Annotated in this window: 20 protein-coding genes and 1 tRNA gene; 8 read left to right on the top strand and 13 right to left on the bottom strand. The window is 62.5% G+C overall.

Features of this window, described 5'->3' with window-relative positions; translation table 11 throughout:
• Positions 1–18 precede the first annotated feature (18 nt).
• Together OTER_RS09040 and OTER_RS23995 are read left to right on the top strand one after the other, a co-directional pair.
• On the top strand, positions 19–2,160 hold the full coding sequence (locus OTER_RS09040) for an O-antigen ligase family protein (RefSeq protein WP_012374596.1): 2,142 nt from the start codon (positions 19–21) through the stop codon (positions 2,158–2,160).
• A gap of 2 nt (positions 2,161–2,162) precedes the next feature.
• The gene (locus OTER_RS23995) at positions 2,163–3,614 is read left to right on the top strand and encodes a sugar transferase (RefSeq protein ID WP_012374595.1); all 1,452 of its coding nucleotides are present in this window, start codon (positions 2,163–2,165) and stop codon (positions 3,612–3,614) included.
• A 15-nt stretch (positions 3,615–3,629) separates the two neighbouring features.
• On the opposite strand, the gene OTER_RS09030 is transcribed toward OTER_RS23995, so the two are convergent.
• On the bottom strand, positions 3,630–4,541 hold the full coding sequence (locus OTER_RS09030; protein ID WP_012374594.1) for a glycosyltransferase family 2 protein: 912 nt from the start codon (positions 4,539–4,541) through the stop codon (positions 3,630–3,632).
• Positions 4,542–4,732: 191 nt separating this feature from the next.
• Here OTER_RS09030 and OTER_RS09025 point away from each other — a divergent pair, with 191 nt between their 5' ends.
• Positions 4,733–5,527, top strand: coding sequence for a glycosyltransferase family 2 protein (locus tag OTER_RS09025; protein WP_012374593.1), 795 nt, complete (start codon positions 4,733–4,735; stop codon positions 5,525–5,527).
• Positions 5,528–5,677: 150 nt separating this feature from the next.
• Here the strand turns inward: OTER_RS09025 and OTER_RS23990 are convergent, their stop codons facing one another.
• From OTER_RS23990 to OTER_RS25120, 5 genes are all read right to left on the bottom strand, one after another.
• Entirely contained in the window at positions 5,678–6,778 is a 1,101-nt protein-coding gene (locus OTER_RS23990) for a hypothetical protein (protein ID WP_012374592.1), read from the bottom strand.
• The gene (locus OTER_RS09015) at positions 6,775–7,671 is read right to left on the bottom strand and encodes a class I SAM-dependent methyltransferase (RefSeq protein WP_148218062.1); all 897 of its coding nucleotides are present in this window, start codon (positions 7,669–7,671) and stop codon (positions 6,775–6,777) included. The genes OTER_RS23990 and OTER_RS09015 overlap by 4 nt, the downstream gene beginning before the upstream one ends.
• A gap of 50 nt (positions 7,672–7,721) precedes the next feature.
• Complete coding sequence (locus OTER_RS23985; protein ID WP_012374590.1) at positions 7,722–9,449, bottom strand: methyltransferase, TIGR04325 family; 1,728 nt, start codon at positions 9,447–9,449, stop codon at positions 7,722–7,724.
• Between the two features lie 820 nt (positions 9,450–10,269).
• Positions 10,270–10,959 carry a class I SAM-dependent methyltransferase gene (locus tag OTER_RS09005; RefSeq protein WP_012374588.1) on the bottom strand — a complete coding sequence of 230 codons (690 nt, stop codon included), beginning with the start codon at positions 10,957–10,959 and terminating at the stop codon, positions 10,270–10,272.
• Positions 10,943–12,268, bottom strand: a complete 1,326-nt coding sequence (locus tag OTER_RS25120; protein WP_012374587.1) for a flippase — start codon at positions 12,266–12,268, stop codon at positions 10,943–10,945. Before OTER_RS25120 ends, OTER_RS09005 begins: the two co-directional genes overlap by 17 nt.
• 248 nt (positions 12,269–12,516) lie before the next feature.
• Here OTER_RS25120 and OTER_RS08995 point away from each other — a divergent pair, with 248 nt between their 5' ends.
• Both OTER_RS08995 and OTER_RS08990 read left to right on the top strand, forming a co-directional pair.
• Positions 12,517–13,206: a glycosyltransferase family 2 protein gene (locus OTER_RS08995; RefSeq protein ID WP_012374586.1), complete on the top strand. Its 690-nt coding sequence runs from the start codon at positions 12,517–12,519 to the stop codon at positions 13,204–13,206.
• Between the two features lie 57 nt (positions 13,207–13,263).
• The gene (locus OTER_RS08990) at positions 13,264–14,946 is read left to right on the top strand and encodes an O-antigen ligase family protein (RefSeq protein ID WP_012374585.1); all 1,683 of its coding nucleotides are present in this window, start codon (positions 13,264–13,266) and stop codon (positions 14,944–14,946) included.
• Between the two features lie 3 nt (positions 14,947–14,949).
• Here the strand turns inward: OTER_RS08990 and OTER_RS08985 are convergent, their stop codons facing one another.
• From OTER_RS08985 to nadD, 4 genes are all read right to left on the bottom strand, one after another.
• Positions 14,950–16,839 (bottom strand): glycosyltransferase family 39 protein, encoded by a 1,890-nt coding sequence (locus OTER_RS08985; RefSeq protein ID WP_012374584.1) that lies wholly within the window; start codon positions 16,837–16,839, stop codon positions 14,950–14,952.
• A 70-nt stretch (positions 16,840–16,909) separates the two neighbouring features.
• Positions 16,910–17,263 (bottom strand): type II secretion system protein, encoded by a 354-nt coding sequence (locus tag OTER_RS26845; RefSeq protein WP_012374583.1) that lies wholly within the window; start codon positions 17,261–17,263, stop codon positions 16,910–16,912.
• A gap of 165 nt (positions 17,264–17,428) precedes the next feature.
• A complete protein-coding gene (rsfS, locus tag OTER_RS08975; RefSeq protein ID WP_012374582.1) occupies positions 17,429–17,875 on the bottom strand; it encodes a ribosome silencing factor in 447 nt (148 codons plus the stop codon).
• Positions 17,872–18,459 carry a nicotinate-nucleotide adenylyltransferase gene (gene nadD / locus OTER_RS08970; protein WP_012374581.1) on the bottom strand — a complete coding sequence of 196 codons (588 nt, stop codon included), beginning with the start codon at positions 18,457–18,459 and terminating at the stop codon, positions 17,872–17,874. Before nadD ends, rsfS begins: the two co-directional genes overlap by 4 nt.
• A 271-nt stretch (positions 18,460–18,730) precedes the next feature.
• Here nadD and OTER_RS08965 point away from each other — a divergent pair.
• The 3 genes from OTER_RS08965 (at position 18,731) to OTER_RS08955 (ending at position 20,114) form a co-directional block, all read left to right on the top strand.
• A tRNA-Leu gene (locus tag OTER_RS08965) sits at positions 18,731–18,816 on the top strand.
• Positions 18,817–19,189: 373 nt separating this feature from the next.
• Complete coding sequence (locus tag OTER_RS08960; RefSeq protein ID WP_012374580.1) at positions 19,190–19,564, top strand: cupin domain-containing protein; 375 nt, start codon at positions 19,190–19,192, stop codon at positions 19,562–19,564.
• Between the two features lie 85 nt (positions 19,565–19,649).
• Positions 19,650–20,114: an aminoacyl-tRNA deacylase gene (locus OTER_RS08955; protein ID WP_012374579.1), complete on the top strand. Its 465-nt coding sequence runs from the start codon at positions 19,650–19,652 to the stop codon at positions 20,112–20,114.
• An 88-nt stretch (positions 20,115–20,202) separates the two neighbouring features.
• On the opposite strand, the gene xylA is transcribed toward OTER_RS08955, so the two are convergent.
• The 3 genes from xylA to OTER_RS08940 form a co-directional block, all read right to left on the bottom strand.
• A complete protein-coding gene (gene xylA / locus OTER_RS08950; protein WP_012374578.1) occupies positions 20,203–21,537 on the bottom strand; it encodes a xylose isomerase in 1,335 nt (444 codons plus the stop codon).
• A gap of 80 nt (positions 21,538–21,617) precedes the next feature.
• Positions 21,618–22,730, bottom strand: a complete 1,113-nt coding sequence (locus OTER_RS08945) for a LacI family DNA-binding transcriptional regulator (RefSeq protein ID WP_012374577.1) — start codon at positions 22,728–22,730, stop codon at positions 21,618–21,620.
• A gap of 230 nt (positions 22,731–22,960) precedes the next feature.
• The gene (locus OTER_RS08940) at positions 22,961–26,923 is read right to left on the bottom strand and encodes a TonB-dependent receptor plug domain-containing protein (protein WP_148218059.1); all 3,963 of its coding nucleotides are present in this window, start codon (positions 26,921–26,923) and stop codon (positions 22,961–22,963) included.
• Positions 26,924–26,987 lie beyond the last annotated feature (64 nt).

Raw genomic sequence — 26,987 nt, 5'->3', positions numbered from 1 at the left:
GTCATCGAGCCGCCCCGCATGCGTTTCTCCCGCCCAACCCCGGCCGCCGCTCTCCCCAATGTCGTTGCGGGCATCGGGTTGACCTTCCTGGCCGTCCTCACCTTGGTGGACCGCGGTGCGACGCGAGCGTATGCGACGCCGTGGATCTGGCTTTTTTGGTTCGCGCATCTGGCGCCGTTTGCCGGGCTGATGCTACGCACGCTGGGAACTGGTCCGGCACTCGTTCTGCCGGACCGCTGTTGGACTTGGGCCGCCGGAGGCTTCGCAGCCGTGGTTCTTATGTCGTCGCTCGCAAGTCCTTACCGAGCTCCGGCACTCCTCGGTGCACTCACTCCACTTGCCAGTGTCGCTGCGTTTTTCTTCGTTTATGATTGGATCGCACAAAACCAGGCGCAAAATCCAGCGCGACTGCTCGGCGCGCTCGGCGGATTCGCCGTCGCTATCACGCTCTTCAGCCTCGTATTGTGGCTAGCGGATCTCCTACACACGCACCGGCCCATCGGGAACTGGCTCAATCACCGCAACGAGCATCCGCTGGGCCATTCCAACTACACCGCCGGACTCGCCCTGTTATGCCTACCGTGGCTCGGCGCGTTAGCATGGCGAACCACCGGCCGGGCGCGGATCGCGTGGATCGCCGCCTTGCTTCTCGCGGTCGTGATGCTGGTCAGCAGTGGCAGTCGCGGTGGCTGGCTGGGGTTGGTGGCTCTCGGACTCATGGTGCTGCTGCTCGCCCGGCTCGGATGGAAACGGCTGACGGTCTGGTGTGCGTTGGCAATCGTGATCGCCGGTGGTCTCGCATTTCTCCATCCGCGCACGCGCACGCTGTTCCTGCAGCCACGCGGCGCGACGGAAAATCTCAGCGTCAGCACGGTGCAGCGCACGGCAATGCTCACCGCGGGGACGCGCATGGGGTGCGACCGTCCCGTGCTCGGCTGGGGACCGGCCACGACACCGCTCGCATTTCCGCGCTATCGCGGCGGATTAGACGGCGGCGCCGAAAACGTCCTGCAGTTGCACAGCACGCCGATTCAGCTCTGGGCCGATCTTGGCGCCGGTGGATTATTGGCAGCGCTCGCGCTCGTCGTCCTCTTCAGCTGCGAAGTGACGCGTGAGCTGCGAACACCCGGGCCGGCGATGGCGGGGGAAACCGTGAATCTTCGTTCGCCCGCAATCATCGCCCTGACCGGCTACGGCGTGTTCGCCTTAAGCGATTACCAATTTGACGTGCCGGTGTTCACGTTAGCGGTGGCCGCGCTGCTGGCCGTGTTGGCCCCAACCTCAACCGGCACGACGGTGCGGAGCGCGACCCGCCTGGCGGGTGTGGTTGCAGCGCTCGTGCTGGTGATCATCGGCCTTCTAGGTGCGCGCGATCCCACCCCGGTCCTCAACTGTCGCGCGCTCACACTCGCTCGCGATCCAGCTCAGGAGGACACGGCCCTCGCGCTACTCACCGAGTCGCTCGCGCTCAATCCGGACCAGGAAATCGCGCACTTCAATTTGGGCTGGCTATTGGTGGTCCGCGATCCCGGCCGAGCCGAACAACACTTTCGCGCCGCAGCTCGGCTCGTGCCGGACAAGGGCGGAGTCTATTTCGGACTCGCCCTCGCCCAGCTCAATCAGGCTCGAGGGGCTGGCGACGACGAGATCTCGCGCGCGCTGGCGCTGGAGGCGCTCAACGATCCGATCTTCCTCACGTCTCCGTGGTGGCGCGAGGTCGCGATTGCTCCGTTCCGGGCCCGGACGATCGCGCAACTCCGCGCCATGATGGAGGCCGTCGCCGCCCAACTTGCGGCGCGCGGCGACGCGCGGAGCCGTGATGCCGATTACCTGCTCGCGCTGACCGACTGGCTTGAAGGCACGGGGCCGCTCTCCGCCGTACTCGCGCATTCACACACGGCCGAACGCGTGAGCTACTTCGCGGCGCGCCCTAGCCGTCCCGATTTTGCCGCGGCGGCGATTCGCACCTATCGCCGCGAGCGTACCGGCTATCCCGTGTTGATGCGCAATCTCGATTTGCCCCCTCCGGTGGATCTTGTCGACGTGCAGGAAAACATGCTGGCTACGGACGAGCTACGGTTCTTATTTCCTGCCAAAGGTTGGCTGCCCGGTCCACTGTTGCTGGCATTGCTCGACGCGCGGATTTCCGCCAAGCCTTGACCGTGCCTCGTGCTTCCAACTCGCTCCGCGACACCGCCATTCCGCTGGCTTTGCTGACTGGTGATGCGTCAGTAACGTTCGCCGGCCTGGTAGGTGGCTGGTGGTTGCGCTACGAGTCTCCGCTCGGACGGCTCGGCATCGACGTGCCCGGGGCTGCGTTGTCCCCCTACCTGCCCCTGTTATTCGTGGGCGTGGCATTGCTGGTCGGTGCCTTCGCTCAGCTCGGGCTGTACGATAGCCGCATGGTGCTACGGCGCTATCAAAGCCTGAACGCGATTATCAAAGGAACCGCATTCTGGCTGGTCACGTATCTCGGCGTTTCACTGGTGCTCAAATTCGATCCGCCGATCTCGCGCTTGTTCGTGGTGTTCGCTTTCGTCTGCGTCGTGCTGCTGCTCCATGTGTGGCGCACCTTTGCCTATGCGGTGATCACGCAAACGCCGCTGCTGGGGCGACTGCGACGCCGCACCGTGCTGCTGGGCTGGAACGACGACGCGCGCGCGCTCGCTGCCGAAGTCCAGCGAGATCCCGCTCATCCGCTGATCCTCGTCGGCGTGGTGGCGCTGCCCGACGAGAGCCCAACTGCGGATCCGGGAGCGGGTGGCGATTTCCCGTTCATGCTGCCGCGGCTCGGCAGCATTGCGGAGCTCGAATCAATCCTCGCACGCACGTTTGCGGACGTTTTGATCGCCACGCGGCTCGAAATACCGCGCGAGGAGGCACGGCGCATCGTGGAGATCTGCGAGCGCCGATACGTGGAGTGGAAGGTGGTGCCTGGTGCCTTCGACATCTTTCTTAGCGGGCTGCGGCTGCAAACGATCGGCCGGGTGCCGGTGCTCGGCGTCGAGGAACTGGCGATCAACCGGCTGCTTTCGCGTGCGTTGAAGCGCGCGAGTGATCTGGTGGGTGGAGTGATCGGGCTGCTCGGCTCGGCGCCCTTGATGCTTGTGCTGGCCATGCTGATCAAGCGCCAGTCACCTGGCGGCCCAGTCTTATTCCGCCAGCAACGCATCGGCGCGGATCACCAGCCATTCACGCTTTACAAGCTGCGAAGCATGCAGCCTGACGCCGACGCCTCCGACTCGGCGCACCAGAGCACCGGGCCGCACGATCCGCGACTGCTTCCGATCGGCGCCTTCCTGCGGCGTTGGAATCTCGATGAATTGCCGCAGTTTTGGAACGTTCTCCGTGGCGACATGAGTCTTGTCGGCCCGCGGCCCGAGCGCCCCTACCACGTCGACCAGCTCGCCCGCACGATCTCGCATTACCTGCCGCGTCACCTGGTAAAACCAGGCATGACCGGTTGGGCGCAGGTCAACGGGCTGCGGGGCGACACCGATCTCGCGGCGCGCGTGCAGCACGACATCTACTACATCGAGAATTGGAGTCTCTGGCTGGACGTGCAAATCTTGCTTCTGACGCTGATACGCTGGCGGAGCCCCGATGGTTCCTAAGACGCACGGCACAGGCTAAACGGGGCGGACCGTGCGACGGCCAGCGAGTCGCGCGCGCAGGAGCGCCACGCGTTTCCACAGTCCGAAAGCGACGATGAATTTCCCGCGCACCCATCGTGACCCACGCGGATTGAAGTGCTTCAAGTAAACGTCGCGGTTCGCGTCGAAAATCGCTCGCGACATCTGATCGTATTCTTTCGCGACGCTCACGCCCTTCAGGTGAATCACTGTGACCGACCCATCGTAGACGATACGAAACCCGGCTCGACCCACCCGAATGCACAAATCGAGATCGTCGCCATACATGAAAAAGCGCTCGTCGAAGACCCGCCCGTCCGGCGCGACGATCTGCAGCACCCGCCGAGTTGCGAGCATGAAGGCGCCATTGATCGCACCGACGTCGTAGGTACCGCCGATGGGCAGATGGCTTAGGTTGTAGCCAGCGAAAAGCGGTGTCCGCGGAAAGACCGCTGCGAGCCCGCTCGCACGACAGAAGCCATCCCACAACGTCGGAATTGAGCGCCGACAGGCAAGGTCCATCGACCCGTCCGCCAACACCAGTCGCGGCGAAATCAATCCGATGGTCGCGTCGGCCTGCAGTCGCCCGACGCAATGCTCGAACGCGGCGGCGGTGCACACCGTGTCGGGATTCAGGAATAGCACATAACGCCCATGCGGATCAGAGTGGGCGAGTCCGAGATTGTTAGCGCGGCCGAATCCAAGGTTTTCCGGAGTTGCGATGTAGCGGACCTGTGGGAACTCGCGCTGCACCAGTTCGCCGGCACCGTCATCCGGGGAGTTGTCCACGACGATAATCTCAATCGGCTGTCCTGCGAGCATCGCTGGCAGCGAACGCAGGCACGGACCGATCTCGTCACAAGATCTGTACGCGACGATGACAATGGTCAGGATCGGCACGTTCGGCATGGACACGCTCAGAGCGTGTGCGATGCTTTTCGCGAACGCAATGTCCGCTCCACCGCACGCTCAACCTCCCTCGCCACGAAGGCGGCGCGGCTTGGTTCATCGCCGAGTGCAGAGTTCGCGATCGTGTTGCCCCAACAGTATCGCACAACTCATCGGTGAAAATCACCCAGAGCCTTGCGTGAGTTCACGTCATGTCCTGCGCGGCGCCGACGATTAGCATCATCGTGGTCACGAAAAACCCGGGCCCCCGGCTCGTGGCCACGCTCGAAAGCATTTGGGGACAACGCTGGGTTCAGCCCGAGATCATCATCATCGATGGTGGCTCGACCGACGGCACACTTGACTGGCTGGGCGGTCAGCCGGCCCAGATCGCTGTATTGGTCTCGGAGAATGACCGCGGTGTGTACGATGCGATGAACAAGGGCGTGGCGCTCGCGCAAGGCGACTGGGTGCTGTTTCTCGGTGCCGACGACCGGCTCGTCGGCGATATGACGCTGAGCGAAATGCGCGACTACCTCACGCGCACCGAAGCCGGCGTGGTGGCCGGCGAAGTCGCGTTTGACGACGGTCGCATCTACCGGCTCAGCATGCGCCGCAGCCCGCTTGTGCGGAACTTCGTCCACCACCAGGGGGCCTTCTACCGTCGCACGCTGTTCACGGAAATGGGCAAGTTCGACACGTCGCTCGCGATCATGGGGGACTACGATTTCAACCTGCGGCTTTGGAAATCTGGCGTGACCTTCAAGGCGGTAGACCTCCGGGTCGCCGCGTGTGGCACCCACGGTCTGAGCGATTCCGGTCACTGGCACGGATATCGCGAGGAGATCCTCGTCCGCCATCGCTATGCCGCGGTCGCACGCTGCTGGTTCTGGGATTTGCTTTCGCTCGTGCGCTTCGTGCGCAAGAAGGTCCTACGCACCCTGCCCCATGCCCCGCCCAAGTGGCAGCAGGCCACTCACGCCCCGCGACGATCACCCAAGCCATGAGGCCGACCCGCTAACCCGGATATTTCACGAAATTCGTGAAATATCCGCCCTTCGGGACGACTCTGTCGGGTTAGCCGCGACAAGGTCGCTCCGCCGCCGGCGGACGGAAATTTCGCCCTAAGCTTCGCTCCTGTTCATGGAATTTCCGAGCTAACGCAGCCGGCGCAAGGCTGCGAGCACGCGCCCGGACCAGCGGCCAACGCCCGCGCGACCGGATACGAAAATGCGGCCGATTCGCAGCCAATCGCTGCCGAAGATGAGCCGCAGCGGCAAGGCGTGCCAGAACTCGCGTCCCAGCCGCGTGCCGCGCGGGAAATCAAAGTCCGGCCGTCGCTGACGAATTTCGCTTCGCGCGGCGCAAAGCGCCTCCCAATACGGGCCGTAGACCGCTTGGCGCAGACGCCACGGCATCACGCCGTAATCGAGTTGACCGGATTGCCACCACCACGTCCCGCGGATCGGGCGGAAACGCGCAAAATGGAAAACCAGCAGCGGGTGTCCGTCGATCGAGACCGGGGAAGCCTCGGTCCCGCGCCGGCTCGCCCCGCGCGCGGGCCGACGCGAAGCGGCAGGGCCGACGTGGACGGTGTGCCCCGCCCAGTTCCACGGCGCCAGGTTCACCCCCGGATGCTCCAGCACGAGCAGGCGCGGTCCCAGCATCGCTGGCCATTGCTCCAGGTATTTTTGATCCGCGTAACGGTCCGGCTCCAACCGGTCATAGCACCACTCCAGACAGCGCTGGCGCCAATCCTCGAGGCAGCCAAGGCCCGCCGCATCGCGCCGCCAGGACAATATGCCGACGTTGAAACAGCCGTGCTGCTGATAGTGCTGCAGCCACGTCGGGAACCGGTGCGCGGTGATCGCCACGCTGGCGCCTCGCGCGTCCATTTCTTCGAACAACACGCCCGGATCGCCAAAGAAGAAAAGGTCGGCGTCAACGTAGGTGAGCCGGTCAATCTCGCGCCGACGCGCCAGGAGCCACCGTGGCCAGCAGGGGGAGAGCGTGAAGTAGTATTCGATCCGCGAACGATTCGCCTTGGCCGCGGCCAGCATTTCGTCGTCGTGCTCCAGTTCGCGCAGGAGGATTACCCGCAGCCACGTGCCGCCCACGTTGCGCAGCACCTCCGCCGTGAAGTCGTCCAGCGCCAGCACCCACAGCACCGAGTCGGGATCGTTCGTCGCCAGCGAGCGCCACATCGCCAGTCCCTGCGCGAGAAATCCGCGGTCGAAATACGTGCAGTAGTGGTTCATCGGCACAGCCGCCGCCAGAGTGCGGCTGGCAGACCTCGAAGCATCTGAAGCCGCAACCGGCGCACGCTGCTCCGAGCAAGCTCCTCGAACAGCGGTTTGCCGTAACGTTCCCCACCAACCGTGGCGTTCAGTAACGCGGCCCCGTGCTGCTGCGCGAGCGTTGCGAAAACCCATCCGAGTAACAGCGCGCGGCGGTCGAGGGTATCCGGCCGCATGGCCGGATCGCGCAGGAACCGCACGTTCGCCCAAGTCGGCGCACCCGCGGCAAGTCGCCGCACCCAATCCGCCCACGAGGCGCCGAACCATCGAGCTGCGAGATCAAGACGCAACCGCACCGTCCTGCCGATTTGCAGTTCAGCGAGCCAGAACGGCTCGCCCGCCATCGCCGTGAGCACCGCTGCCAGCTTGTCCTCACCTTGATACGCGTCGATGACTCCAGGTTCGAACTCGACGGCGAGGATCTGCTCACGCCACGAGATTGGTAGGCTGTGGTAGAGTTTTAGGTCCAATCCTTGCGTATCGCATTTGAGCCAGTCTACGCGGTCAAGCCCACGGGCGGCGAGCGCCGCGCCCAGCGTGGTGGCCGGGAGCCTGCGGGTTTCGTGAACCTCGAAAAATTGTGCGAAACCCCACTCCCGGAGCGCAGTTTGGTCCGGACGCAACGTGCTCGAACAGTGCGGTGACCGGGTCAGATGCAACACCGCTTTACCGTCCGGGAGCGACTCTGGCACAACCAACTCGGGGCACAGAATCCATCGTTTATAGGCAAGCTGCGCCCGCTGGAGCACGGCTGAGTCTCGCGCATCGGGTTCGAACCCGACGCCCGTAGCGTATCGTGCGATCTGGTGCCAAATGCGGTTGACGCCGCCCGCTGCGCCGACGTCGACCAGCACGGGTGGCGTGTCGCGCAATTCCGGTTCGGCGAAAATGCGATCAAGTAGACTCATCCTTTCCTTTTACGGCGCAAAAGTAGGCCCGTTGAAGAATACCACCGCCAGCTCACCGGCCACACGGCCTCCGATGAAAATTCGTGCACCGTCTCGTATGCGTCCACAAGCTGTCTCATGAAATCCTGTCGATTGAAGAACCACACCGGATAGCTCGCAGGGTAAATGCATGGCGGCACGCGCTGCACCGCGATTCGGGTTCGCCCGGTGCGATGCAGCGGCAGGTTGTTGAACAAGAGCCATGGATAGCCACGCTCAATCCAGCGCTCCAGAATTCGATTGGGATCCTCAAGATACTGCAGCGACGTTGAGGCGAGCAGCACATCGTGCGCCCGCGCCTCGTCTGCCGCCTCAATGCTGTCGAAAAACTCGAGTCCTTCGCCGCTGAGGTGAACCTTCCCTGCCGCCACAAAACTGCGCTGCTCCACCACGTCCCATCGGAGCTCCTCCAAGTCCGCTAGCTCCCCGCGATGTCGCCAATAGGTCGTTCCGAGCGCCCCGCCGAAATCCAGCATGTGCAATCTCCCCCCGGTCGCCTTCGCCACGATACGCAGAGCGGCGACCAGGCCTTCTTCCGGCACTGCCGACGCAAAAGTCACGCCATCCCGCTCGAACGCCGCCCGCCCATCGCGCACCGCACAAGTGGCCCGCAGCACGCGCTCGACGATCGCCGCGTCATCATAGCCACGCGACCTTCTCTTCGCGTCGGCCCACGTCGCATAGTCGCCCTCGAACCACTTCCACCCGAACGCCGCCCGCGCCCACCCTCGCAGCCACTCAGGAACAATCGTCTTCGCAACGCGCCGCGCTCGCGTTCGCCACCGCGACGGACCCCTTACGGACTTCCAGAGCATGCGACATGCTGAATTTTCTTTCGGCTGTGGCCATTGTTGGGGAATCGTCGGCGCGGGGCGCAACGGCAAATTCGCCCATTCCACCGCGACCTCGGCGTGGCTTGCTTGCCGATCGAAGCCGATGTGCTCCACCATGCTCCACGGTGGCCTCACGCACAGTCCGCCATATTCCAAATGATGGTAGACCCATCGTACCGCCCAGATATTTTTCTTCCGTTCCACCCTCGCCATCGCGGGCAAATCTGCCCCATACGCATCTGGCGCCAAGCCGCGTTTGGCGGCCGCACGCAACTTCTGCGCCGCCGTCTCTTGATCCATGCCCCGCCAACTGCGGGCCCACGCGCCCCAGACCCAACACTCGGCCCGTGCGTCGAAATATGGCGACTCACCCGCATCCGACGGAGTCACGCGTGGATGCGTCCACCCTGTCACGCTCATCACGCGCCTATCGTGCGCGTAGGCGTGCAACGCGGAGCAGATCCACGCATACGCGCCAGGCACCGCGACCAGGTCTTCCTCCCACACAATAAAGGCCTCGTTCCGCTGTGCCACGTCGGACACGGCAGTGAGTACGTTGCGGCCGAGCCCGAGATTCTCTGTGCGCTCGACCAGCCGCAGCTCGCACCAGTCCACCGCGCGCAAGATCTCGCGCGCGTTTTTAACCAGCGGCGCGTCTGCCGGGCCTTTCGCGCCATCCGAATAGGCCAGAATCAACGGCACGCGATTCTTCTTCAACGCCGCCAGAGTGCGTGCCAGATGCGCGGGCCGTGCATAGGTTATCAAGACAACGGGGATGGTCGAATTCGCGTTCATGCCATGGCTCGGCGAGATTGGTTCCTGGCTTGCGCCGAGTCCGGCGTCGTCTTGCATGGAGCAATCAAACGGCATCCGACGGAATTTGGGAAGCTTGGTTCTGCCGGGACCCGTTCAGCGGTGCGCCCGCTGCACCGTCCTCTCGTGTCGCTCACATGCGTTCGGCATTGAAACTCCTCCCCGCGCCCGTGCTCCGGCTGCTCAAGTGGATTCGGTTTCACGTTCGGCGATCCATCGGATCCCACCGGATGCGTCGCTGCGTGTCCCTAACGCGACCCTTGCGTCTCGTAATCGGCAGTGAGCGGCAGGACATGCCCGGCTGGATTCGGACTGACATCGAGTATCTCAACATTTTACGCCCCGAGGACTGGGCTCGATATTTTGAGCCTGACACGATCGACGCACTTCTTGCGGAACACGTATGGGAGCACCTCACAGTTGCCGAAGGAATCGCCGCGAGTCATCTATGCTTCCGGTACCTCCGAACTGGCGGAAGACTGCGGCTGGCAGTGCCAGACGGTTTTCATCCCGATCCGACTTACCTCGATTGCGTGAGGCCTGGGGGCACCGGCTCAGGAGCTGATGACCACAAGGTGCTCTATACGCATCAGACGCTTCGGTCGGCTCTCGCTGCCGTCGGATTCGAGGTAGAGCTGCTGGAGTATTTCGACGCAGCCGGCGTGCACCATGCCCGTCCATGGGATCCGGCGGATGGAATGATCCAGCGCTCAGCGCGGTTCGATCCACGGAACGCCGGTGGTCGACTATGCTACACCTCCCTTCTGGTTGACGCTTACAAGCCGTTGGCATCCGGCAAGCCATGCCCAAACGCGTGCTAAGCCCCAACTCCCGGGCAAAGCCAGCGTTGTTTTCCACGCTAGATGTTCAGCACATTGTCAGTTCGGTAGAAAACCGTTGTGCACTTACGTCGTACCCAAGCCGGGGCGAGCCCCCAGAACTCAAGCGACCGAAAGCCTGCGCGCACGAGCATTCTATGCGCTTCGGCATACTCGGTCCGCTCCGCGTCATCGAGCACGACCACCCCTTGGGGCGCAAGACACTCGATCGTTCGGCGAATGCACGCGACCCGGTCGGCACCATCGACGCTTACCAACTCCGGCGCTGCGCTGCAACCCGAGATAGCGTCCGCGTAGTTCGAGGTCCCAGCGGTCGCAGTGAGTAGTTGCGCATTGGATGGTAGTCGCGGCCGCAGCACAGCCGCAAACGAAGGCTCGTGTTCCACGGCCCAAATCTGGCGGACGCGAGCGGCATAAAAGAGCGTTGAGGCGCCCGAGCCGTATTCCATCACCGTCCAACCAGAGTGTAGTCGCGGACGGATGAACTCGACGTAGGGAAGCGTGGCCCACGGCTGTGGATCGCCGTTAGCGTCGACGACCTCGCCCGCGAGCAGGCTACGCACCCACCCCGTTTCTGTGAGGTAACCGTCGGTCACTAGCGTGGCGAGGTTACGCGCCAATTTGGGCTGCAGCAGCAGCAGTCGAGCTAACCGCCACGCTTTCACAGTCGGCGAAAGCTGCGAGGCAGGTGATCTAGGTGCAGCGGACATACGGTAGCCAGCGAAAAGGAATTAGCAGCGCGCGCGTTTGCATCCAGCCGTTCGTGCGCGTCGGCGCAAAGCAAAACGACGAAAGCCAAGCCGCCACCGCTTGGGCGAGCACTGTTGCCACTGCAGCGCCGACCGCGCCAGCACGCGGGATCAGGACCAGGTTGAGTACCACGTTGATCAGCAATCCCGCAACCGTAGCCGCAAGATAGAATCGCGTGTGCCCTTCGTTGACCAGAAACTGACCGCGTGCTACTCCAAGAAAAACGAATACACTTGACCACACGTGCAACGCAAGCACAGCACCGGCTTCACGATAACTGATCCCATAGGCGAGTTCGATTAGCCACGGCGCCGCCAGACTGGACGGGATCGCAACTGCATAGGCGATTCCGGCGTTGGCATCATAGTAACCCTGAAGCCGCCGTGCATAGGCATCGACGCCGCGCTCGCGGGCGCGCAGCAATGACGGCAGCACGCTGGCGGCGAGTGCCGTCGGCACGAAAAACCAGATCTCAGTCAAGCGCGCCGCAGCGGTGTAGATTCCAACGGCCGTTTCGCCGGCCATGGCGCGCAGCATCACCGCGTCCATGCGCAGATAGAGCAACACCGCGAAGCCCGCCAACAGTAGCGGCCATGCGTCGGCCAACAAGCGCCGCGCGATCTCGCGATCGAACCACACGCCGCCGCGGTCCGGCCTTCGTCGGCGCAACTGCACGCCCAGCGCAACTGTACCAAGCAGCATCTCCAAAACGAGCGCCCACGCGAAACCTACGAGTGGCCCTTCGCGCATGATCAATGCAATCCGAGCAGCCGCTCCTGCTACTAGCGCGACGACTTGCGCTTGCACGGACAGCTTGGCTTCTAGTCGCGCTTGAAACCACAGATCGGGCATAAATAGCGCCGGCTGGAATAGAGTCAGACCCACGACTGAGATCAGCACCTGCTCCGGGCCACTCATCCAACCGGACCTGACCAACGCCAGCACGAGGGCAAAACCAATCGCACCGCCGGCTAATCGGAGCGCAAATGCCGTCTTCAGCCAGTCATCCGCCCTTTCGGGAAACTGGATTACCGCCCGTCGAACGAGGTTGTCTAGCCCGAGTTCGGCCACTCCTGAGACAATGCCCACCAACGCCATCGCGTAGCTTAGCGTGCCGAACTGTGCGGGTCCGAGATACCGTGCCGTCCAAAATCCCACGCCTATATTTAGGACGAGCCGGGCGGCCCGTTCACCAGCGAGCCAGCCAAAGTTGCTAGTCGCAGCTCGCGTGCCCGGACTTTGCCACAGATTGCGGAGAGGGGAGAGCAAGTGCAGTTACGAATGGCGCGCCACAGACATGAGGTCAACGATGTGGACTTCTGTGCCCTGTCATTTTGCATCCGTCTTGGTCTCGGGTTGCATCGTAAAAGACGGCTTGCACTCGTTCCGACGCCGCTGCGCACTTGGGAAATAACGCCTCGCAGCAAAGGGGCACCGATTAGCGCCGGGGGTTCCGGCTACCGGGTGAAATAGCTTCCGTCGCAAAAGTTCCAGCTTAGTATTACGTGCGCTCCGGCATGAAGCTCTCGATCGTCATTCCTTGCTACAACGAGGCAAAAACCATCCGCGCGATCGTCGATCGGGTACGCGCGACCCCGGTCAGGGAGAAAGAGATCATCATCGTCGATGATTGCTCACGCGATGGCACCCGCGACCTGCTTCGCACCCAGATCGCCCCGCTGGTCGACCATGTCATCTACCATGATGTCAATCGGGGCAAAGGCGCGGCGCTGCGCACCGGCTTCGCCGTCGCCACCGGCGACGTGGTGATCGTCCAGGACGCCGATCTGGAATACGATCCGCAGGAATATCCGAAGCTGCTCAAGCCCATCCTCGACGGCAATGCCGACGTCGTATTCGGTTCACGCTTCGCCGGCGGCGAGGCGCACCGCGTCGTTTACTTCTGGCACATGGTGGGCAACCGGATCCTCACGCTGCTCTCGAACATGTGCACAAATCTGAACCTGACGGACATGGAGACGTGCTACAAAGTCTTCCGCCGCGAGGTGCTGCAGCGGCTCCAACTGGAAGAAGATCGCTTCGGGTTCGAGCCGGAGATCACGGCGAAAGTCGCGAAGCTCAACGTCCCGATCTACGAAGTCGGCATCGGCTACTACGGTCGCACCTACGCGGAAGGGAAAAAGATCGGCTGGCGCGATGGCTTCCGCGCGCTCTGGGCCATTTTGAAATACAACCTGCTCCGGTGATCTCGTCCGCTCGGAACGGAATCGGGCCGTGAAAGCGTCTCAAGTCGGCGAACGACAATGACCGAAGGTGGCAACGCAAGCGGAGCGATTCAGCCCATCGGGCTGGCCCCGGCGTGGGCGCTCGCCTGCGCCACAATCGCCCTTCCGTTCCTCTCCAATTTACCGATCGACTTTGATCACGTGGTTCCCGTCTCGCTGATCCCGGCGTGGTGGCTGCAGCGGCGATTCGCTAAACCGTCTGCGCCGAATCCAACCGACGGTGTGGATCGGACGCTGCTGGCGTTGGCCATTCTCGCAACGGGCATCTCACTCATCACGAGTGCTCAGCCGGCCGTATCGGCTGTCGCGGCTGCCAGTTGGCTCATCCTGCTCTATGGGAGTTGGACAACCCGCCAACTCGTGGAAAGCACGGCCGCCTGTCGTATCGTTTTCGCAGGCGTCGCCGCAGGAAGTGCGCTCGGCTGCTTGGTGATTTGGATCACCTGGCACGAAGGAACAGCCCAGAATGCGATTCCGCACTATCAGCATATCCGATTGTTCGGGCTGCATATGATGGTTGGGGCGCTCAGCGCAATGGGCTGGCTCATGCAGGCCGGGCCGCGCAGCACTGAGCGCTGGGTCGCGGCCACGATCGCGGCCGTGAATTGGGGGGGAATGCTCTGGTCGGGCGGCCGGACGCCTTGGATCGGAGTCGCCATTGCCATCACCGGGTGGGCGCTGGTTGCTCGAGGCGTGGAACGGCGTACGCTGCTGCGCTGGTTCCCAGCAGTTTTCGGAGCAGGTATCGTCCTGTCGCTCTTTCAATGGTCAGCTGAGCCGTATCTTGGTTGGTGGAGTGCCATTGGCCGTTCTGCTCGAGCCGCCTCGCTGGACGAACTAAGCTCGACGCGCGTCAGCTTCTGGCAGGTGTCCCTGAGCGAGGTCCTGCATTCGCCCTGGATCGGGCACGGCCCGGATCATTATCGCTTCATTGTGCCCAAACAGGACGGTAATCAGCCGCACAACTGGCTCCTGCAACTCATGCTAGACGTTGGGCTGGTAGGAACCCTGCCCTTTGGGCTGCTGTTGCTCCGGCAGATCGCCCGCGGACTACACAGCCGAAGCGGCGTAACTTGCCCGAGCGACGCTCGCCGTCCAGCGGCGCTGATCCTCGCAGCAGGATTGGCAGCGGGGTTGCTCGACGGAGTCCTGTACCATGCGATCGTGCTGCTCCCCATGGCTCTGATCGCTGGACTCGCGGGCGCATCTAGGCCCCGACGCCCGCAGGCTGATGGGGGCAGCTCGCCCGCCGGCAGAGGTCGGATGCTACCGACGCTGGTCCTCACCGCAGCAGTCGGGACGCTGGCGCTGCACAGTTATCTGGTGGCCCGCTTGCGGCTGGTGCCGGTTGCGCCGCATTCCTACACGGCATACCTGCTTCGCGCGTTTCCTAGCACAACTTCCGGGATCGAACGGTGGCTCAACGCCTGGCGCAGCATCGATCCGTCGATGGCGCTGGAGTGGTGCCGATGGGCTCAGCGCCACAACGACAACCCTGCTCAGCTTCACGTTTACGCAGCAGTGCTGCTGGCAAACGAAAGAGATTTCACCAGGGCCGCCGCCGAAATCGAGTTCGCCGCCCGCACGGCACACGTCCGCAGTTTGGGGAAGATCATGCCCGTGCAAGCGGCGATCCAAGCCGCTCTCTCGGCGAAGACCAATCCCCCCCAAGAAGAGCCCTCGCCGTCCCGCCGCGATTGACCGCTAGGGCAGATTCTCCAGCCATTGTCTCGTGTAGCGCGCTTCCTGTTCTTTTCGAAGGTCGTCCACCGCGTCCGGTTTCCCGGATTTTGCCCGGCTCGCTCTGGCCGCAGCCGCCCACTCCACGAAACCATCGTGGTCCACCCTAACAATCCTGCTTAGTCGGATGGCATACGTGGGCGTAAATCGTTTCTCGCGGACCGTCGCCAAAGTCACCGCCGGGCCGAGATCGAACTCTGGAACGGGCGTGAGAGTTCCGCGGTCGAAATCGGTAACTGTCATCTTCTGGACCACAAGACACTCGCTAAACGTCCGCTGTTGAAAGTGGTAGAGAAACTGCGAAGCCCGCTCGGCCAAGGTATCGTAGCTGATGCTCGGAACTTGGTATGCAATCCACAAGAGGGGCATCGAGGGATCGATCACGAGGAAGTCTCGGTCCGGACGGCTGGCAAGATACTCACGGTTCCAATTACAGGTTTCCGCCGCGAGATTCTCGTGCACATACGCGCGCCTTGTGAGCGTTGGAATCGTCCACACCGCGAGGTAAAACGCCGCTGTGACGGTTAACCAGTGCCAAGCCCGCGCCGATCGCACCAGTTCGGGAAAAACGAAGATGAACGCCAACACGAAGAGCAGGTGAGTCGGCAGAGAGAGCCGGACGGTCAGCACCTCGTCGTACCTTCCCCAAAAATAACAAAGCATCAGCATCGCCTGCGCACCAAGCGTCACGATAAACAGCGTGAATACGAGTCGCCCTGGGGAACTCGGTAACTCACGAGACCGCCGGTAAAGCCACATCAAAAAAAATCCCACTCCGATGATGCCAGCCATGCCCACCAAAAAGGAATTCGGTTCGCTGTGATCCCATGCAAAGAAAAAACGCAGTGCCCGACCGACATTGTCGTAGAAATAGGACAAGCTATAGACACCTGCTTCGCTCGGTCGGTCATCGAGTTGCCACAGGTAGGGATGCACCTTAAAAGCGTTGAATTGCAGTGGATAGATCACCAGCAACAATGGTGCTACGAGCACCGCCCACGGCAGCAAGAGCCGGCGGTTGATCCACGTGATCGCGACCACCACAACAATGACGCAAGGCACGAAGAGCACCGATTCGTATCGCACCTGGGCCAGCAAGACACCTGAGAGACAAAACGCTGCTAACGACAATTCGGTCGGGTTCTCGGCGTACCGGAGTCCCAAGTAGAGGGTAGCGACAATCATTACCAGGTTCAGCACTTCGAATCCACCGCCGGTCGCTGCCTGTGTGACCAGCGGTATCGTGGCGAAAAGCAGCATTGCCGCGACGCCTGCGTATCGACCATGAATCCGACAGGCGACGAGATAGATCAAGCCGAACAAAACCGGAGTGAGCAGCGCGTTCAGCAGAAACGCGTTTTCGACCTTGTATCCGCTGACATCATGAACGATCGACAGTAAAAACGGGTAGAACAGCGGTCGTTTGTCCACGTCCCCCTGCATCAGGATGAACTGCGTCCCCAGCTCATATCCTCGTGCAACCCCGTTCGCCTCCCGCTCGAAATGCATGCGCTGTGAGGTGGAAACCTGCACCAGCTCGTCGTTCACCACCTTGAATCCGTGGCGCTCCTGCAGATGCAGCACGAGCGAGACGACGCCGATGAGAAGTGCGACTTTCCAACCGCCGGCTCGCAGAGCCAGCCAGAATTCACGCCATGCCACGAGCTGCCACACCGACCAGATGAACGCTACAAATGTGAACAACGTCAGCGGATATCCGAGGTGCTGGACCAGGGTCAGCGCTGCCGGTGCCGTGAATGTGCCGAAGCCCAACCGCAGCGCTAATACAGACGTGAGCAGCAGTAGGACAACACGCGCACGGTGTTGTCGAAGCTGAGTCCAAAGTGCAAGCATCGGTATGAGTGGTTGCGAAAAAGCCGTCCCCCAGCGGGTGGACGGCTTGGAGCAAATCGTGCGGCGCTGATCAGTTCGTAAACGAAATGATCGGCTTGTTCGCCACGGCCGTGCCTGTCGCTTCAATCACCGTATCCGTCTGATTGAGTGTCGTCGGGTAGGTTTCGCCCGCCACCTTGTTGATCACCTTGATGTATTTGTCGGTGCCAACCAGGCTGTTATAGGCCACCGTGGAGACGCCATTCTCTAGGAAGTACTGCTGAGCGGCGCTCGAGAGTTGGCGGAGATTGTTGACAATCGCCTTTTCCTGCGAGCTCGCGCGAACCTTCTGGAACGCGGGAATCGCCATCGCGGCCAGCAGGCCGATGATGACGACGACGATCATGATTTCAACGAGGGTGAAGCCTTTACTGGATTTGTTCATAGGATGATGGATGAGATGATATCCTAATTGCTCAGGGGTGAGCAGTGGCGGGGATTCAGCCGTATCCACGCCAGCGCGGCAAGGCCAAAGTCGGTCCTACCGGGCAAACCTGCAAGCCGGCTGCGCCGCCCGCTCTGGAGCGCTGCCGTGATCCAGCCGATTCTGCTACTTCTTTGACCTCTTTTTCACCGGCTTCCGGGCGGCGCTCACGCGCTTCGGCGAACGCGGCCGGCTGGCCTTGGGCGCGGCAAGCAGCTTCGGCACCGAGACCTCAATCGCATCCTTCCACAGGTTCTCCAGTCCGTAGCGCTCGCGCACCGCGGGCGAGAAGATGTGCACCATCACGTCGAACAGATCGACGACGAACCAGCCGCTGTCCTGCACCGTTTCCATGCCGAGAATACGCGTGCCGCTGGCATCGATCGCCTTTTCCAACTCGACCCGAAGCGCGCGCAGATGCGGGTCCGACGTGCCGGTCGCCACCACGAGGTAGTCGGTGATCGACGATTGCTCGCTGACATCAAGCACGCGCACGTCCTCCGCCTTTTTTTCATCCAGTGCGCGACAGCACAGTTTTACGAGTTCGAGGGGAGACGGGGACTTTCCTTTCATTGGCTGGGTCGATAAAGATGCTTTTCGCGAATGTAGACAATCGCCTTGTGCGGCACGAAATAGTCGAGTGACAGATTCCGCTTCACGCGATCGCGCAGCTCGGTCGAACTGATGGCCAACAGGTGCCCGTCGCAGCGGTGCAGCCGCAATCCTGGAATATCCACGCGCGCTTTGATCGGAAAGCCCGGCCGTTCGAGGAAGATGAAATCGACGAGTTGGCCGAGTTCCGAGACGTCGCGCCACAAATGCAGTTGCGGCAGCTGGTCCCCGCCGATGATCCAGTAAAGTTCGTCGCGGGGAAACTGTTTCCGGAAATAACGGGCCGAGTCGATCGTGTAGCTGGTGCCGCCGCGTCGCAGCTCGACATCCGAGACCTCGAAGCGCTGATCCCACTCCACCGCGGCCCGAAGCATCGCGAAACGATCTTCGGGTGAAGATTGGACGTCGTTGGGCTTCAGCGGCGCCTGTGCGGCGGGCACGAGGATCAACCGGTCCAGGCGGAATTGTTCGAACGCATCCTGCGCCGCGATCAGATGCCCGAAATGCACGGGATCGAAACTCCCCCCGAGGAATCCAATTTTCACTGCTGCGCAACGTGATCGGCGCCCGACAGGCCGGCAAGGATCATTTGGGCGTTTCGTTTTGACGGCACTGGGTTGCAGCTAGCCCGGATATTTCACGGGAATCGTGAAATATCCGTCCCCCGGGCGGACTCTGTCGGGCTAGCCGCGACAAGGTCGCTCCGCCGCAGGCGGACGGAAACTTCGAGCTGAGCTTCACTCCTGTTCATGAAATTTCCGGGGCTAGGACCGGCATTGACGGTGCCCGGCCGACGCCCGAATGTTGGCGCGCCGCGCCCGGGTGGTGGAATGGCAGACACTAGGGACTTAAAATCCCTTGCTCGTAAGAGCGTGCGGGTTCGAGCCCCGCCCCGGGCACCATTCTTCGTTCCGCAGACGCGGGACTCCGGACGGCCGGCGAGCCTTATCTGAATTCCCGTTTCGCAGCATTTGCCCACGCCGGCCACTCAGCGGTTGACATCCATCGAAACGGGCTAGGTTGAACGTTGAAGGAGGAAGCCACCCATGGTTTGGAGCCCCAATTTCTCCCTCTGGTTCGGCAGTCGCTTGCGCGCCGTCTGTCCTCACTGAGGCCGGCTCGGGACGCGGATCGCGGCGAAGCCGGCCTGCAGCTTTGTGCCGCGCGCGGATTCCCCAGCCGGTGAGTCGCTGCCTCGCAGCGCGATCGTCGCTCGCAGTTCGTGTCCACGAATTGCCGTTCGGCCTGTCTTCTCATCCTCAACCCACTTCCATCATGAATCAGGATTTCCCGATCAGCCCGACCTCCACCAGCCCCACGCGGCGGCTGCTGCAACAAGACGGTGTCACGGCCACCCTTTCCCTCCTCGGCCCCGGCGACACGCTCCCGGAGAATGAAAAATCCACCCAGGATCACGTGCTGTTCGTCATCGAGGGTTCGGCCAATGTCCAACTGGACGAACTGAACTTCCTGTTGAAAAAGGATCAGGCGTTGTACGTGGCCAGCGGAAAATCCGAAGCCATTCGCAACGCGAGCGACAGCTGGTTGAAGCTGCTGCGCCTCGACCTGCCCGCCCGCGAGCCGGCCGCGGCGCCGATCTTCACCGTCGCGGACAGTTCCGTGTTTGCGAGCGACATGTCAGGACGCTGAGCGGCCGGACCGCTGCGCCGGCTCGCGAGCGGAACAGTCACATCCGTTCTTGCCACGCCACCCCAACCTCACCCCCCCAACCACCATGCCTGCGCGCAAACTGAAACAGTTTCTCGATCGTTACGGCGTCACCTACACCTCGATCGGCCACCAGCCGGCGTTCACCGCGCCGGAAACCGCGGAGTTCGTCCACGTTGACGGACGCGATTTCGCCAAGACCGTCATCGTCAAAATGGCGGGAGAAATGGCGATGGTCGTGCTGCCCGCCAACCGGAAGATCGCGTTGGCTGAACTGCGCGAACTGCTCGAACGCGACGATCTCGAGCTCGCCACCGAGGACGAGTTCCGCGGTCGCTTTCCGGATTGCGAGCTCGGCGCCATGCCGCCCTTCGGCAACCTCTACGGACTTCCGGTTTACCTCGCGCAGAGCCTGGCGGAGGAGCGCGAGATCGCGTTCAACGCCGGGACGCATCGCGAGGTGATCAAGATGTCGTACGCGGACTACGCCGATCTGGTGAAACCCATAGTGCTCGATTTCGTGATGGCGTGACTCGCCACAAGAAAACGGCGGCGATCCATGGGATCGCCGCCGTGAAGAGAGGGAGGACCTGGCGCCTCCGCGCGTGCTCCCGCCCGGCTCAGCCGTGCAGGTAGCTGTTGAGGAGGTTCTCGAGATACTCCTGCTTGCCGGAGCGAGGCTTCGGCTCGCCGAGCTTGTTCAGCACGAGTTTGTTCAGCTCCTTGAATCCGATGCGGCCCTTCTCGATGTCGCGGCCGTAGTCGGAATCGAAGCTGGCATAGCGGTCCGCCACGAACTGCTCGAACTTGCCATCGGCCAGGATCCGACGCGCGATCTTGAACGCCAGCGCGTAGGCATCCATTCCGCCGATATGCGCGTGGAACAGATCGTCGAGATCGATGGACTGGCGACGGACCTTCGCATCGAAGTTGAAACCGCCCGAGCCCAGGCCGCCCGCCTTGAGGATCGAGACCATCGCGAGCGTGAGTTCCTTGACGTCGGTGTTGAACTGGTCGGTGTCCCAGCCGAGTAGCAGGTCGCCGGTGTTCGCATCGATGGAGCCGAGCATGCCCTGCGACGCGGCCACCTCGATCTCGTGGCTGAACGTGTGGCCGGCAAGCGTGGCGTGATTGGTCTCGATGTTGAACTTGAAATACTTTTCCAGCCCGTAGGTGCGCAGGAACGCGATCCCGCTGGCCACGTCGAAGTCATATTGGTGCTTCGTCGGTTCCTTCGGCTTCGGCTCGATCAGGAACTGGCCCTTGAAGCCGATCTCCTTCGCGTAATCGACCGCCATGTGGAGGAACGCCGCGAGATGATCCTGCTCGCGCTTGAGATTCGTGTTGAGCAGCGTCTCGTAGCCTTCGCGGCCGCCCCAGAAAACGTAGTTCTCGCCGCCGAGCTGCTTCGTGACCTCGAGCGCCTTCTTCACCTGCGCCGCGGCGTAGGCGAAAACGTGAGCGTCCGGGTTGGTTGACGCCCCCGACATGTAGCGCGGATTACTGAACAGGTTCGCCGTGCCCCACAGCAGCTTGATGCCCGTCTCCTTCTGAAGCTCCTTCGCGTGCGCGACGACACGGTCGAGCAGCCGGTTCGACTCCGCGAGCGAGCGGCCCTCCGGGGCGATGTCGCGATCGTGGAAGCACCAGAACGGCGCCTGGATTTTCTGGAAGAATTCAAAACCGGCATCGAGCCGGGCGAGCGCGACCGACATCGCATCGCCGCTCCGTTCCCACGGGCGGCCTTGGTGCAGCGTGCCCGCGCCAAACTGGTCGCGGCCGTCGCTGGCGAACGTGTGCCAGTAGGCGATGGAGAAGCGCATGTGCTGCGCCATCGTCTTTCCGTCGATCACCTCTTCGGGGTTGTAATGTCGAAACGCGAGCGCGCTCGACGATGTGGGGCCCTCGTAGGCGATGGGCCGGATGCGGGGGAAGTGCAGGCGAGCTTTCTTCATGGGAGGCTATAAATAGACCGAGACTGCCGATGAAATCCGACGCCTTTCGAATGGGAAGCGAAATAAGCGCGGGCGTCGGTCTAACTGCGGACTGGAGGATTTCCCGGCACGATCCGGGCGCTTCCCCGCGCCGCCGCCACGGAGCTACGCATCACCATCTCGACCGGGAAAACGATCGGATTGGGAAAGTCGAGCACGCCGCCGTCCGCGTGTCGTGCGATCAGGCTGAGCAGTACTTCAGCGGCCCGCGTGCCCATTGCCTGCAACGGCTGCCGCACCGTCGTCAGCTGCGGCACGGTCGTGCGCGCCGCGAGAGTATCGTCAAACCCCGCCACGGAAATATCATCCGGCACGCGCAGGCCGAGTTCGGCAAAGGCCTCGAGACAGCCGATCGCGATCCCGTCGTTCGCGCAGAAGACCGCATCGGGTAGCGGCTGGCCGGCATTGCGCTTCAGCCAAGCCGACATGGCCGCCCGGGCGGTGTCGCCGACGTAGGTAGCCGGCACCAACAGAGATTCGGAGAAGGGGATCTCGGCGTTGGCCAGCGCGCGCTTGTAGCCGTTGATCCGGCGCTCGGCGCCGATAAAACCGCGGTTACCGCTCACGTGCATGATCCGGCGGTGCCCGAGACTGATCAGGTGCCGCACCATCTCGTAGGCGCCGCGCTCCTCGTCGCTCTCGATGTTGATGACGTTCGGCAGCACGGTGTTGGCATGCAACGCCACGAAAGGGGTGTGCGTCGGCAGCAGCTTGGCCGCCTCGAGGTCGAGCGTCGGTGCAATCAGAATCATGCCGTCGATGCGACCATCGCACCATCCCTGCAAGCGAGCCGTGTCACGTCCCCAGTCGTGCAGCGTGAACATCGTGGTGTTCTGATTCGCGTGCGCCGCCGCGCTGAGGATGCCGGTGAAGATCTCCATCGCGTACGCGTTGAGCTCGCCCCCGCCGATGACGGCCGTGACGCCGATGGTGTTCATCCGGCGATTCACCAGCGCACGGGCCGTCGCGTTGGGGCGGTAACGCAGGCGGGCCGCCGCCTCCAGAATCCGCGCCCGCGTTTCGGCCGCGATCCGCGAGGACGTGCGGGCGCCGTTGAGCACCGCCGACGCCGCCATCGCTGAGACACCCGCCGCGCGGCCCACATCGGCGAGGGTGGCCGCACGCACCGGTTTGGATCGATTGGAGTTGGTCATGTCAGCGGGGAATCTGCACAGACGCATACGTATTTACGAGCTGAGCATTTGCACTACAAGCCCGAGTTCAGCCGCAGAGCCGAACCGCCGTCGAAGCGGGCGCCACCGCCCCTCTCCGCCGCAGTGGCTTCCAATAAAAACAGTGGCGCCAAGGCTAGGCCGTGGCGCCACGCAAGTCCCCACCCTACAGCCGGCGGCGACTTGCTACCGCCGGCTGGAATCGATGTTTCTCAGAACGAGAACGTGTTCGTGACCAGCCACGACATGCCTTCGGTGATACGCTGCGCCGCGACCACGCCGTCGGGATTGACCGAGATGGGCGTCAGTCCCTCGGATTCGCCGACATTACGCAGGTTGAGCTGGATGCGCCACGTGATATCCCGGTTGAGCTTGCGCTGGTAGCCGACCCAGAGATCGACGTGGTCTTCGGTCTCGCCGAAGAGCGGCTTGCGGACATCGAGCCCGGTGAGGTCGGCCTTCAGCCCATAGCCGAGGATCTGCTTGTCCTCCCAACGATAAGCGCCGCCAACGTTGAAGCCCTTCAAGGTGCCTTCCTTGAAGCTGTAGTTGGTAATCGCACCAAAACGCCACGGGCGCATTTCGGGGACTTGGAAGCCGATGGACTCCTTCTGGAATTCCACCGCGGAAACGATGTTGTCCGAGTAGTAGCGACGGACCGGGTTGTCGCCACCCCACCAGAGTCGGATGTCGCCCGCCGGGCCCTGCAGACGAGACCATTGCTTGTCGATGTAATCGAGCATCGGCTTGCCCAGACTCTCGCGGAAAGCATCGGTTTTGGCGGCATTCACCTGAATGTTCCAGCTTGGGGTCGGCGTCCAATTGACCTCGATCTCGTAACCCTTCGAGGTGTTATCGATCGTGCCGTTGGGGCTGATACCGTTGATCTGGCCGTTGTTCTGCGACGAGAATCCAGTGGTGTAGGTGCCGACGTTGAAACCGCTGGCTTTGGCGGCATCGACGAGCGGCTGAATGTTGCCGCTCGACCGCCATGTGGTGTAGGCGGTCTTCAATGCCTGGACGTTGGCGTTGATCGCATAGTTTGTGAAGAACTGCGCATCGAGGCCGTCCATCCAGGCATCCATCGCCGCCAACTGTCTCTGAGAGCTGGGATGGTTGAGGAAGAGATCCGTCGTCGGGGCGTAGGCAGGATTGCCACCGTCGCCGGTCGCATCGATCCCGGCCCAGTTCCAGTGCCACGACTGGTTCGGGTCGAGGCCGGCACGGCCGAAGGCGTACAACAGCGTATTCGCCGTGCCCCAGGCTTCGAGCTGGTAGAGGTAGTATTGGTTGGATCCGAGAATGGAGCTGCCGCCCGGCAGGTTGGCGTTCTTCACCTTGGTCTCGTACTTGCCCACCTTGATGCTGAGTTTGTCCTCGAAGGCGCTCAGCACGATCCCGTAGTCCTTGCTCTCGGCGGACGGGTTGTCCAAGGGCTCGCCATCGTAGTTGTAGCGAGCCTCCACCCGGTTGTTCTCGCCGTAATTATAGTAGGCGCTGAGCCCGGACAGAACCGGAACATTCTGCATCCAGGACTTGGGCACGTGCGCGACGACGCCCCAGGAGGTGGTCCGGCCCTCGTTGTCGAGGACCTGCTCGGTCTTGCCGACCTCGGTCGCAGAGATGCCAGTGGCATCCTTGGCCCCCGTGGCGGTGTAGGTGCGAAGCTTGTCCTTACGCCAACCCACCGTCGGCACAATGTTTCCGCCGAGGAGATGGCCCTGCCAGACCAAACCAGCCGAGTCGACGATCTGCTCGGCCACGCCGAAGTTGGTGACAAGTTCGGCATAGTCGCCGGTATCCGCATTGAGGATGTCAACCGGGGCGTTGGTGCGGCCGCGATAATTGAACGGATTGTCCGCTTGAACGCCGACTCCGCCGAGAAGGTTGATCCACTGCGCACCCGGATCGACGTAGCTGGCATCGGCCGGATTGCGCGAAGGCAGCCATTCGGTTTTGAAGTAATCCACCTGATAGGTGCCGGAGGGGTTGTAGTAGGTCTGGATCGCACCCAGGTTGAGACCGTGGGCCGTCGTGCGATCGAAGAGCGGCTCACTGAGATAGATGACCGGCGTGATGCCGCGGGTGGCGCCGGTGAGGTTCGTGTCCGCGCCCGCCACCGACAGCCCCAACGCCCAGTCATACGGCGTCGCGCTCGGCGCCCATTGCGTCTGCTCTTCGCGACGCTCCTCGCGCGAGAGCAAGCCGGTGACAATGTGTCGGCCGAGGATGCGCGTCAGCAGCGAATTCCGATTGAAGAAATCCTCCGCCCGAAATTCGGCAAAGGTCGTCAGGCGGTAATTTTCCCGCTCCCGGTCGGTCCGGTTGTTGTTGGAGAAACTGCCCGCAGTGAACGCCGCGCCCGCCATCGGATTGACGTAGGGCTGTGCGGCCGAAGGCGTGAAGCCATAAGCTTGATACGAGCTGGTGTCGATCAGCCCGGCCGCCGGATCCGGCTGCCCAGCCGCATTGACGCGGGTGTACTGTGTGAGCTGGTTCTGGAGGTTTTTGTTGATATCGATGGAGATGTAGGGCCGGCTCCAGGTCGCTCCTGAACGCCACTCGGAGTAGCTCTGCGAGTCGTAGACAAACTCCAGGCCCAGCCGGTTGTCCAAGAAGGTCTGCGCCACCGAAATATTGGTCGCGTCCCATTCCTGATGTTCCCGCTTGTTGTCACCATCGATCAAGTGATCGTAGAAGTTGAAGATGGTGGGATCGGTCAGCGATTGGTCCTTGTAGTAGCCGCGGGTCGCCAGCGGATAACGCGAGGCCTGATGTTCGACTTCGTCGATCTTGTCGATCGACAAGGCATAAGCGTTCAATCCGCCCACCCGCATCGGCGAGCCATACGGAATATCGATCGCATTGTCCACGCCACCGGAGGCGTTCAACGCGCCCGGATTCTCGCGCGGCGCCTGCCGTGAGACGAAGAAGGGCCGCGAGTCACCGTTCCGGAACCAGAAGCCAATGCCACCGTTGTTCAGCGCGCCACCATCGAGCACGGAAACCGCCGGCTGATACGGCAGGGGATTCAGCACGGTCGCCGCGGCCGTCGCCAAGGTACCACGACTGGCATCGCCACCACCGGTCTGACTCCAGAGGAACATGTCGTAGACCTGCTTGCTGAACCCGATTTTGTTGTTCACGCCGTCACCGGCATAGTCTTCGAACCACAGGGAGATCCCGTCTTCCGGGGGAAGGATGCGCGGCCGATTGGCGGTGATCTTGGCCTTCTCGTAGTTCGCACGCACCGTCAGCTTGCCGGCCCAACTTTGCGGCAACACCTGCGGCTGGAACGTCGCCGTGATGTACCCACGCCGGTCGTCGTTGAACGCGGGCTCCTGCCGGAATTTTTGGTCGTTGAACAGCCCCGCCACCCGGATGGCCAGGAGATCGTCGACCACCTCCACATTGTAGTCCGCCACCCAGCGAACCGACGCGTACTTGCCGATCTGGTTCTCGAACTTGCCGGAGTTGCCGTCGAAGCGCGCCTGAATGGTGTTGGCGTTGATGATACCAGCCGGACTGCCGACGCCGAAGAGGATCGAGTTTGGCCCGCGCTGGATCTCGACGCGCTCGGTGTTGTAGCTGTCCCACGGAATATCCGTGAGCATGAAGTTGCGGGTGTTGTCGGCCTGATCCAAACCGCGGACGCGGGTGTTCTGATTGGGCGACAGCAACGTGTTGCGGTCGCTAACGCCCTGGGCGTTGCCGAAGCCGCCCCAGTTGCCAAACAACCCGCCGACTTCAGTGCTGGTCGTGTAGGTCAGCAGGTCCTGGTTGCTGGTCGCGGCCGTGTCCTGCAGAAACTGCGAGGTCACCACGCTGAGCGGCGAGGCGATGTCTCTCAGGTCGGTACGGAGGCGTGAGCCGGCGAGCGTGGCGGAGGCACGGTATTTGCCCTCGTCTTCGGTGGATTCGACGACGAAGGGGGAAAGGACGACGACTTCTTCGTCCTGGTTCGCTGGCACAGTTGCGTCGGATGCGGCGGTATTGGTTGTCTGCGCCACGATGCGGGCCGACGAAAGTGCCAGCGTCAGAGCGGACGCGAGCACGTATCGAGTGAACCTAGGTTTGTTCATGGGGGTGTTGATGTTTGTAGCGAGTCCGCCGGAGGTAAGGCCGGTGGGGTGTATCAGTGCGTGGTCCCGTCGTGCGTTTACGCTCGTCGCCACCAACCACGATAACTCGGGGCACGGGCAGGCCGCGGTACGCGTGCAGCCGAAAGCCGCGCAGCCA

Source organism: Opitutus terrae PB90-1 (genome assembly GCF_000019965.1).
GTDB classification, from domain to species: domain Bacteria; phylum Verrucomicrobiota; class Verrucomicrobiia; order Opitutales; family Opitutaceae; genus Opitutus; species Opitutus terrae.
Note: the sequence above shows the minus strand (reverse complement) of the source record. Positions and strands in the feature narration are given on the sequence as shown.

What these genes read in the sequence shown, in the direction of transcription:
- OTER_RS09040 (WP_012374596.1), top strand. Translation starts at nt 19, where the DNA reads ATGCGTTTCTCCCGCCCAACCCCGGCCGCCGCTCTCCCCAATGTCGTT.
- OTER_RS09030 (WP_012374594.1), bottom strand. Translation starts at nt 4,541, where the DNA reads ATGCCGAACGTGCCGATCCTGACCATTGTCATCGTCGCGTACAGATCT.
- OTER_RS09025 (WP_012374593.1), top strand. Translation starts at nt 4,733, where the DNA reads ATGTCCTGCGCGGCGCCGACGATTAGCATCATCGTGGTCACGAAAAAC.
- OTER_RS23990 (WP_012374592.1), bottom strand. Translation starts at nt 6,778, where the DNA reads ATGAACCACTACTGCACGTATTTCGACCGCGGATTTCTCGCGCAGGGA.
- OTER_RS23985 (WP_012374590.1), bottom strand. Translation starts at nt 9,449, where the DNA reads ATGCAAGACGACGCCGGACTCGGCGCAAGCCAGGAACCAATCTCGCCG.
- OTER_RS09005 (WP_012374588.1), bottom strand. Translation starts at nt 10,959, where the DNA reads ATGTCCGCTGCACCTAGATCACCTGCCTCGCAGCTTTCGCCGACTGTG.
- OTER_RS08995 (WP_012374586.1), top strand. Translation starts at nt 12,517, where the DNA reads ATGAAGCTCTCGATCGTCATTCCTTGCTACAACGAGGCAAAAACCATC.
- OTER_RS08990 (WP_012374585.1), top strand. Translation starts at nt 13,264, where the DNA reads ATGACCGAAGGTGGCAACGCAAGCGGAGCGATTCAGCCCATCGGGCTG.
- OTER_RS08985 (WP_012374584.1), bottom strand. Translation starts at nt 16,839, where the DNA reads ATGCTTGCACTTTGGACTCAGCTTCGACAACACCGTGCGCGTGTTGTC.
- OTER_RS26845 (WP_012374583.1), bottom strand. Translation starts at nt 17,263, where the DNA reads ATGAACAAATCCAGTAAAGGCTTCACCCTCGTTGAAATCATGATCGTC.
- rsfS (WP_012374582.1), bottom strand. Translation starts at nt 17,875, where the DNA reads ATGAAAGGAAAGTCCCCGTCTCCCCTCGAACTCGTAAAACTGTGCTGT.
- OTER_RS08960 (WP_012374580.1), top strand. Translation starts at nt 19,190, where the DNA reads ATGAATCAGGATTTCCCGATCAGCCCGACCTCCACCAGCCCCACGCGG.
- OTER_RS08955 (WP_012374579.1), top strand. Translation starts at nt 19,650, where the DNA reads ATGCCTGCGCGCAAACTGAAACAGTTTCTCGATCGTTACGGCGTCACC.
- xylA (WP_012374578.1), bottom strand. Translation starts at nt 21,537, where the DNA reads ATGAAGAAAGCTCGCCTGCACTTCCCCCGCATCCGGCCCATCGCCTAC.
- OTER_RS08945 (WP_012374577.1), bottom strand. Translation starts at nt 22,730, where the DNA reads ATGACCAACTCCAATCGATCCAAACCGGTGCGTGCGGCCACCCTCGCC.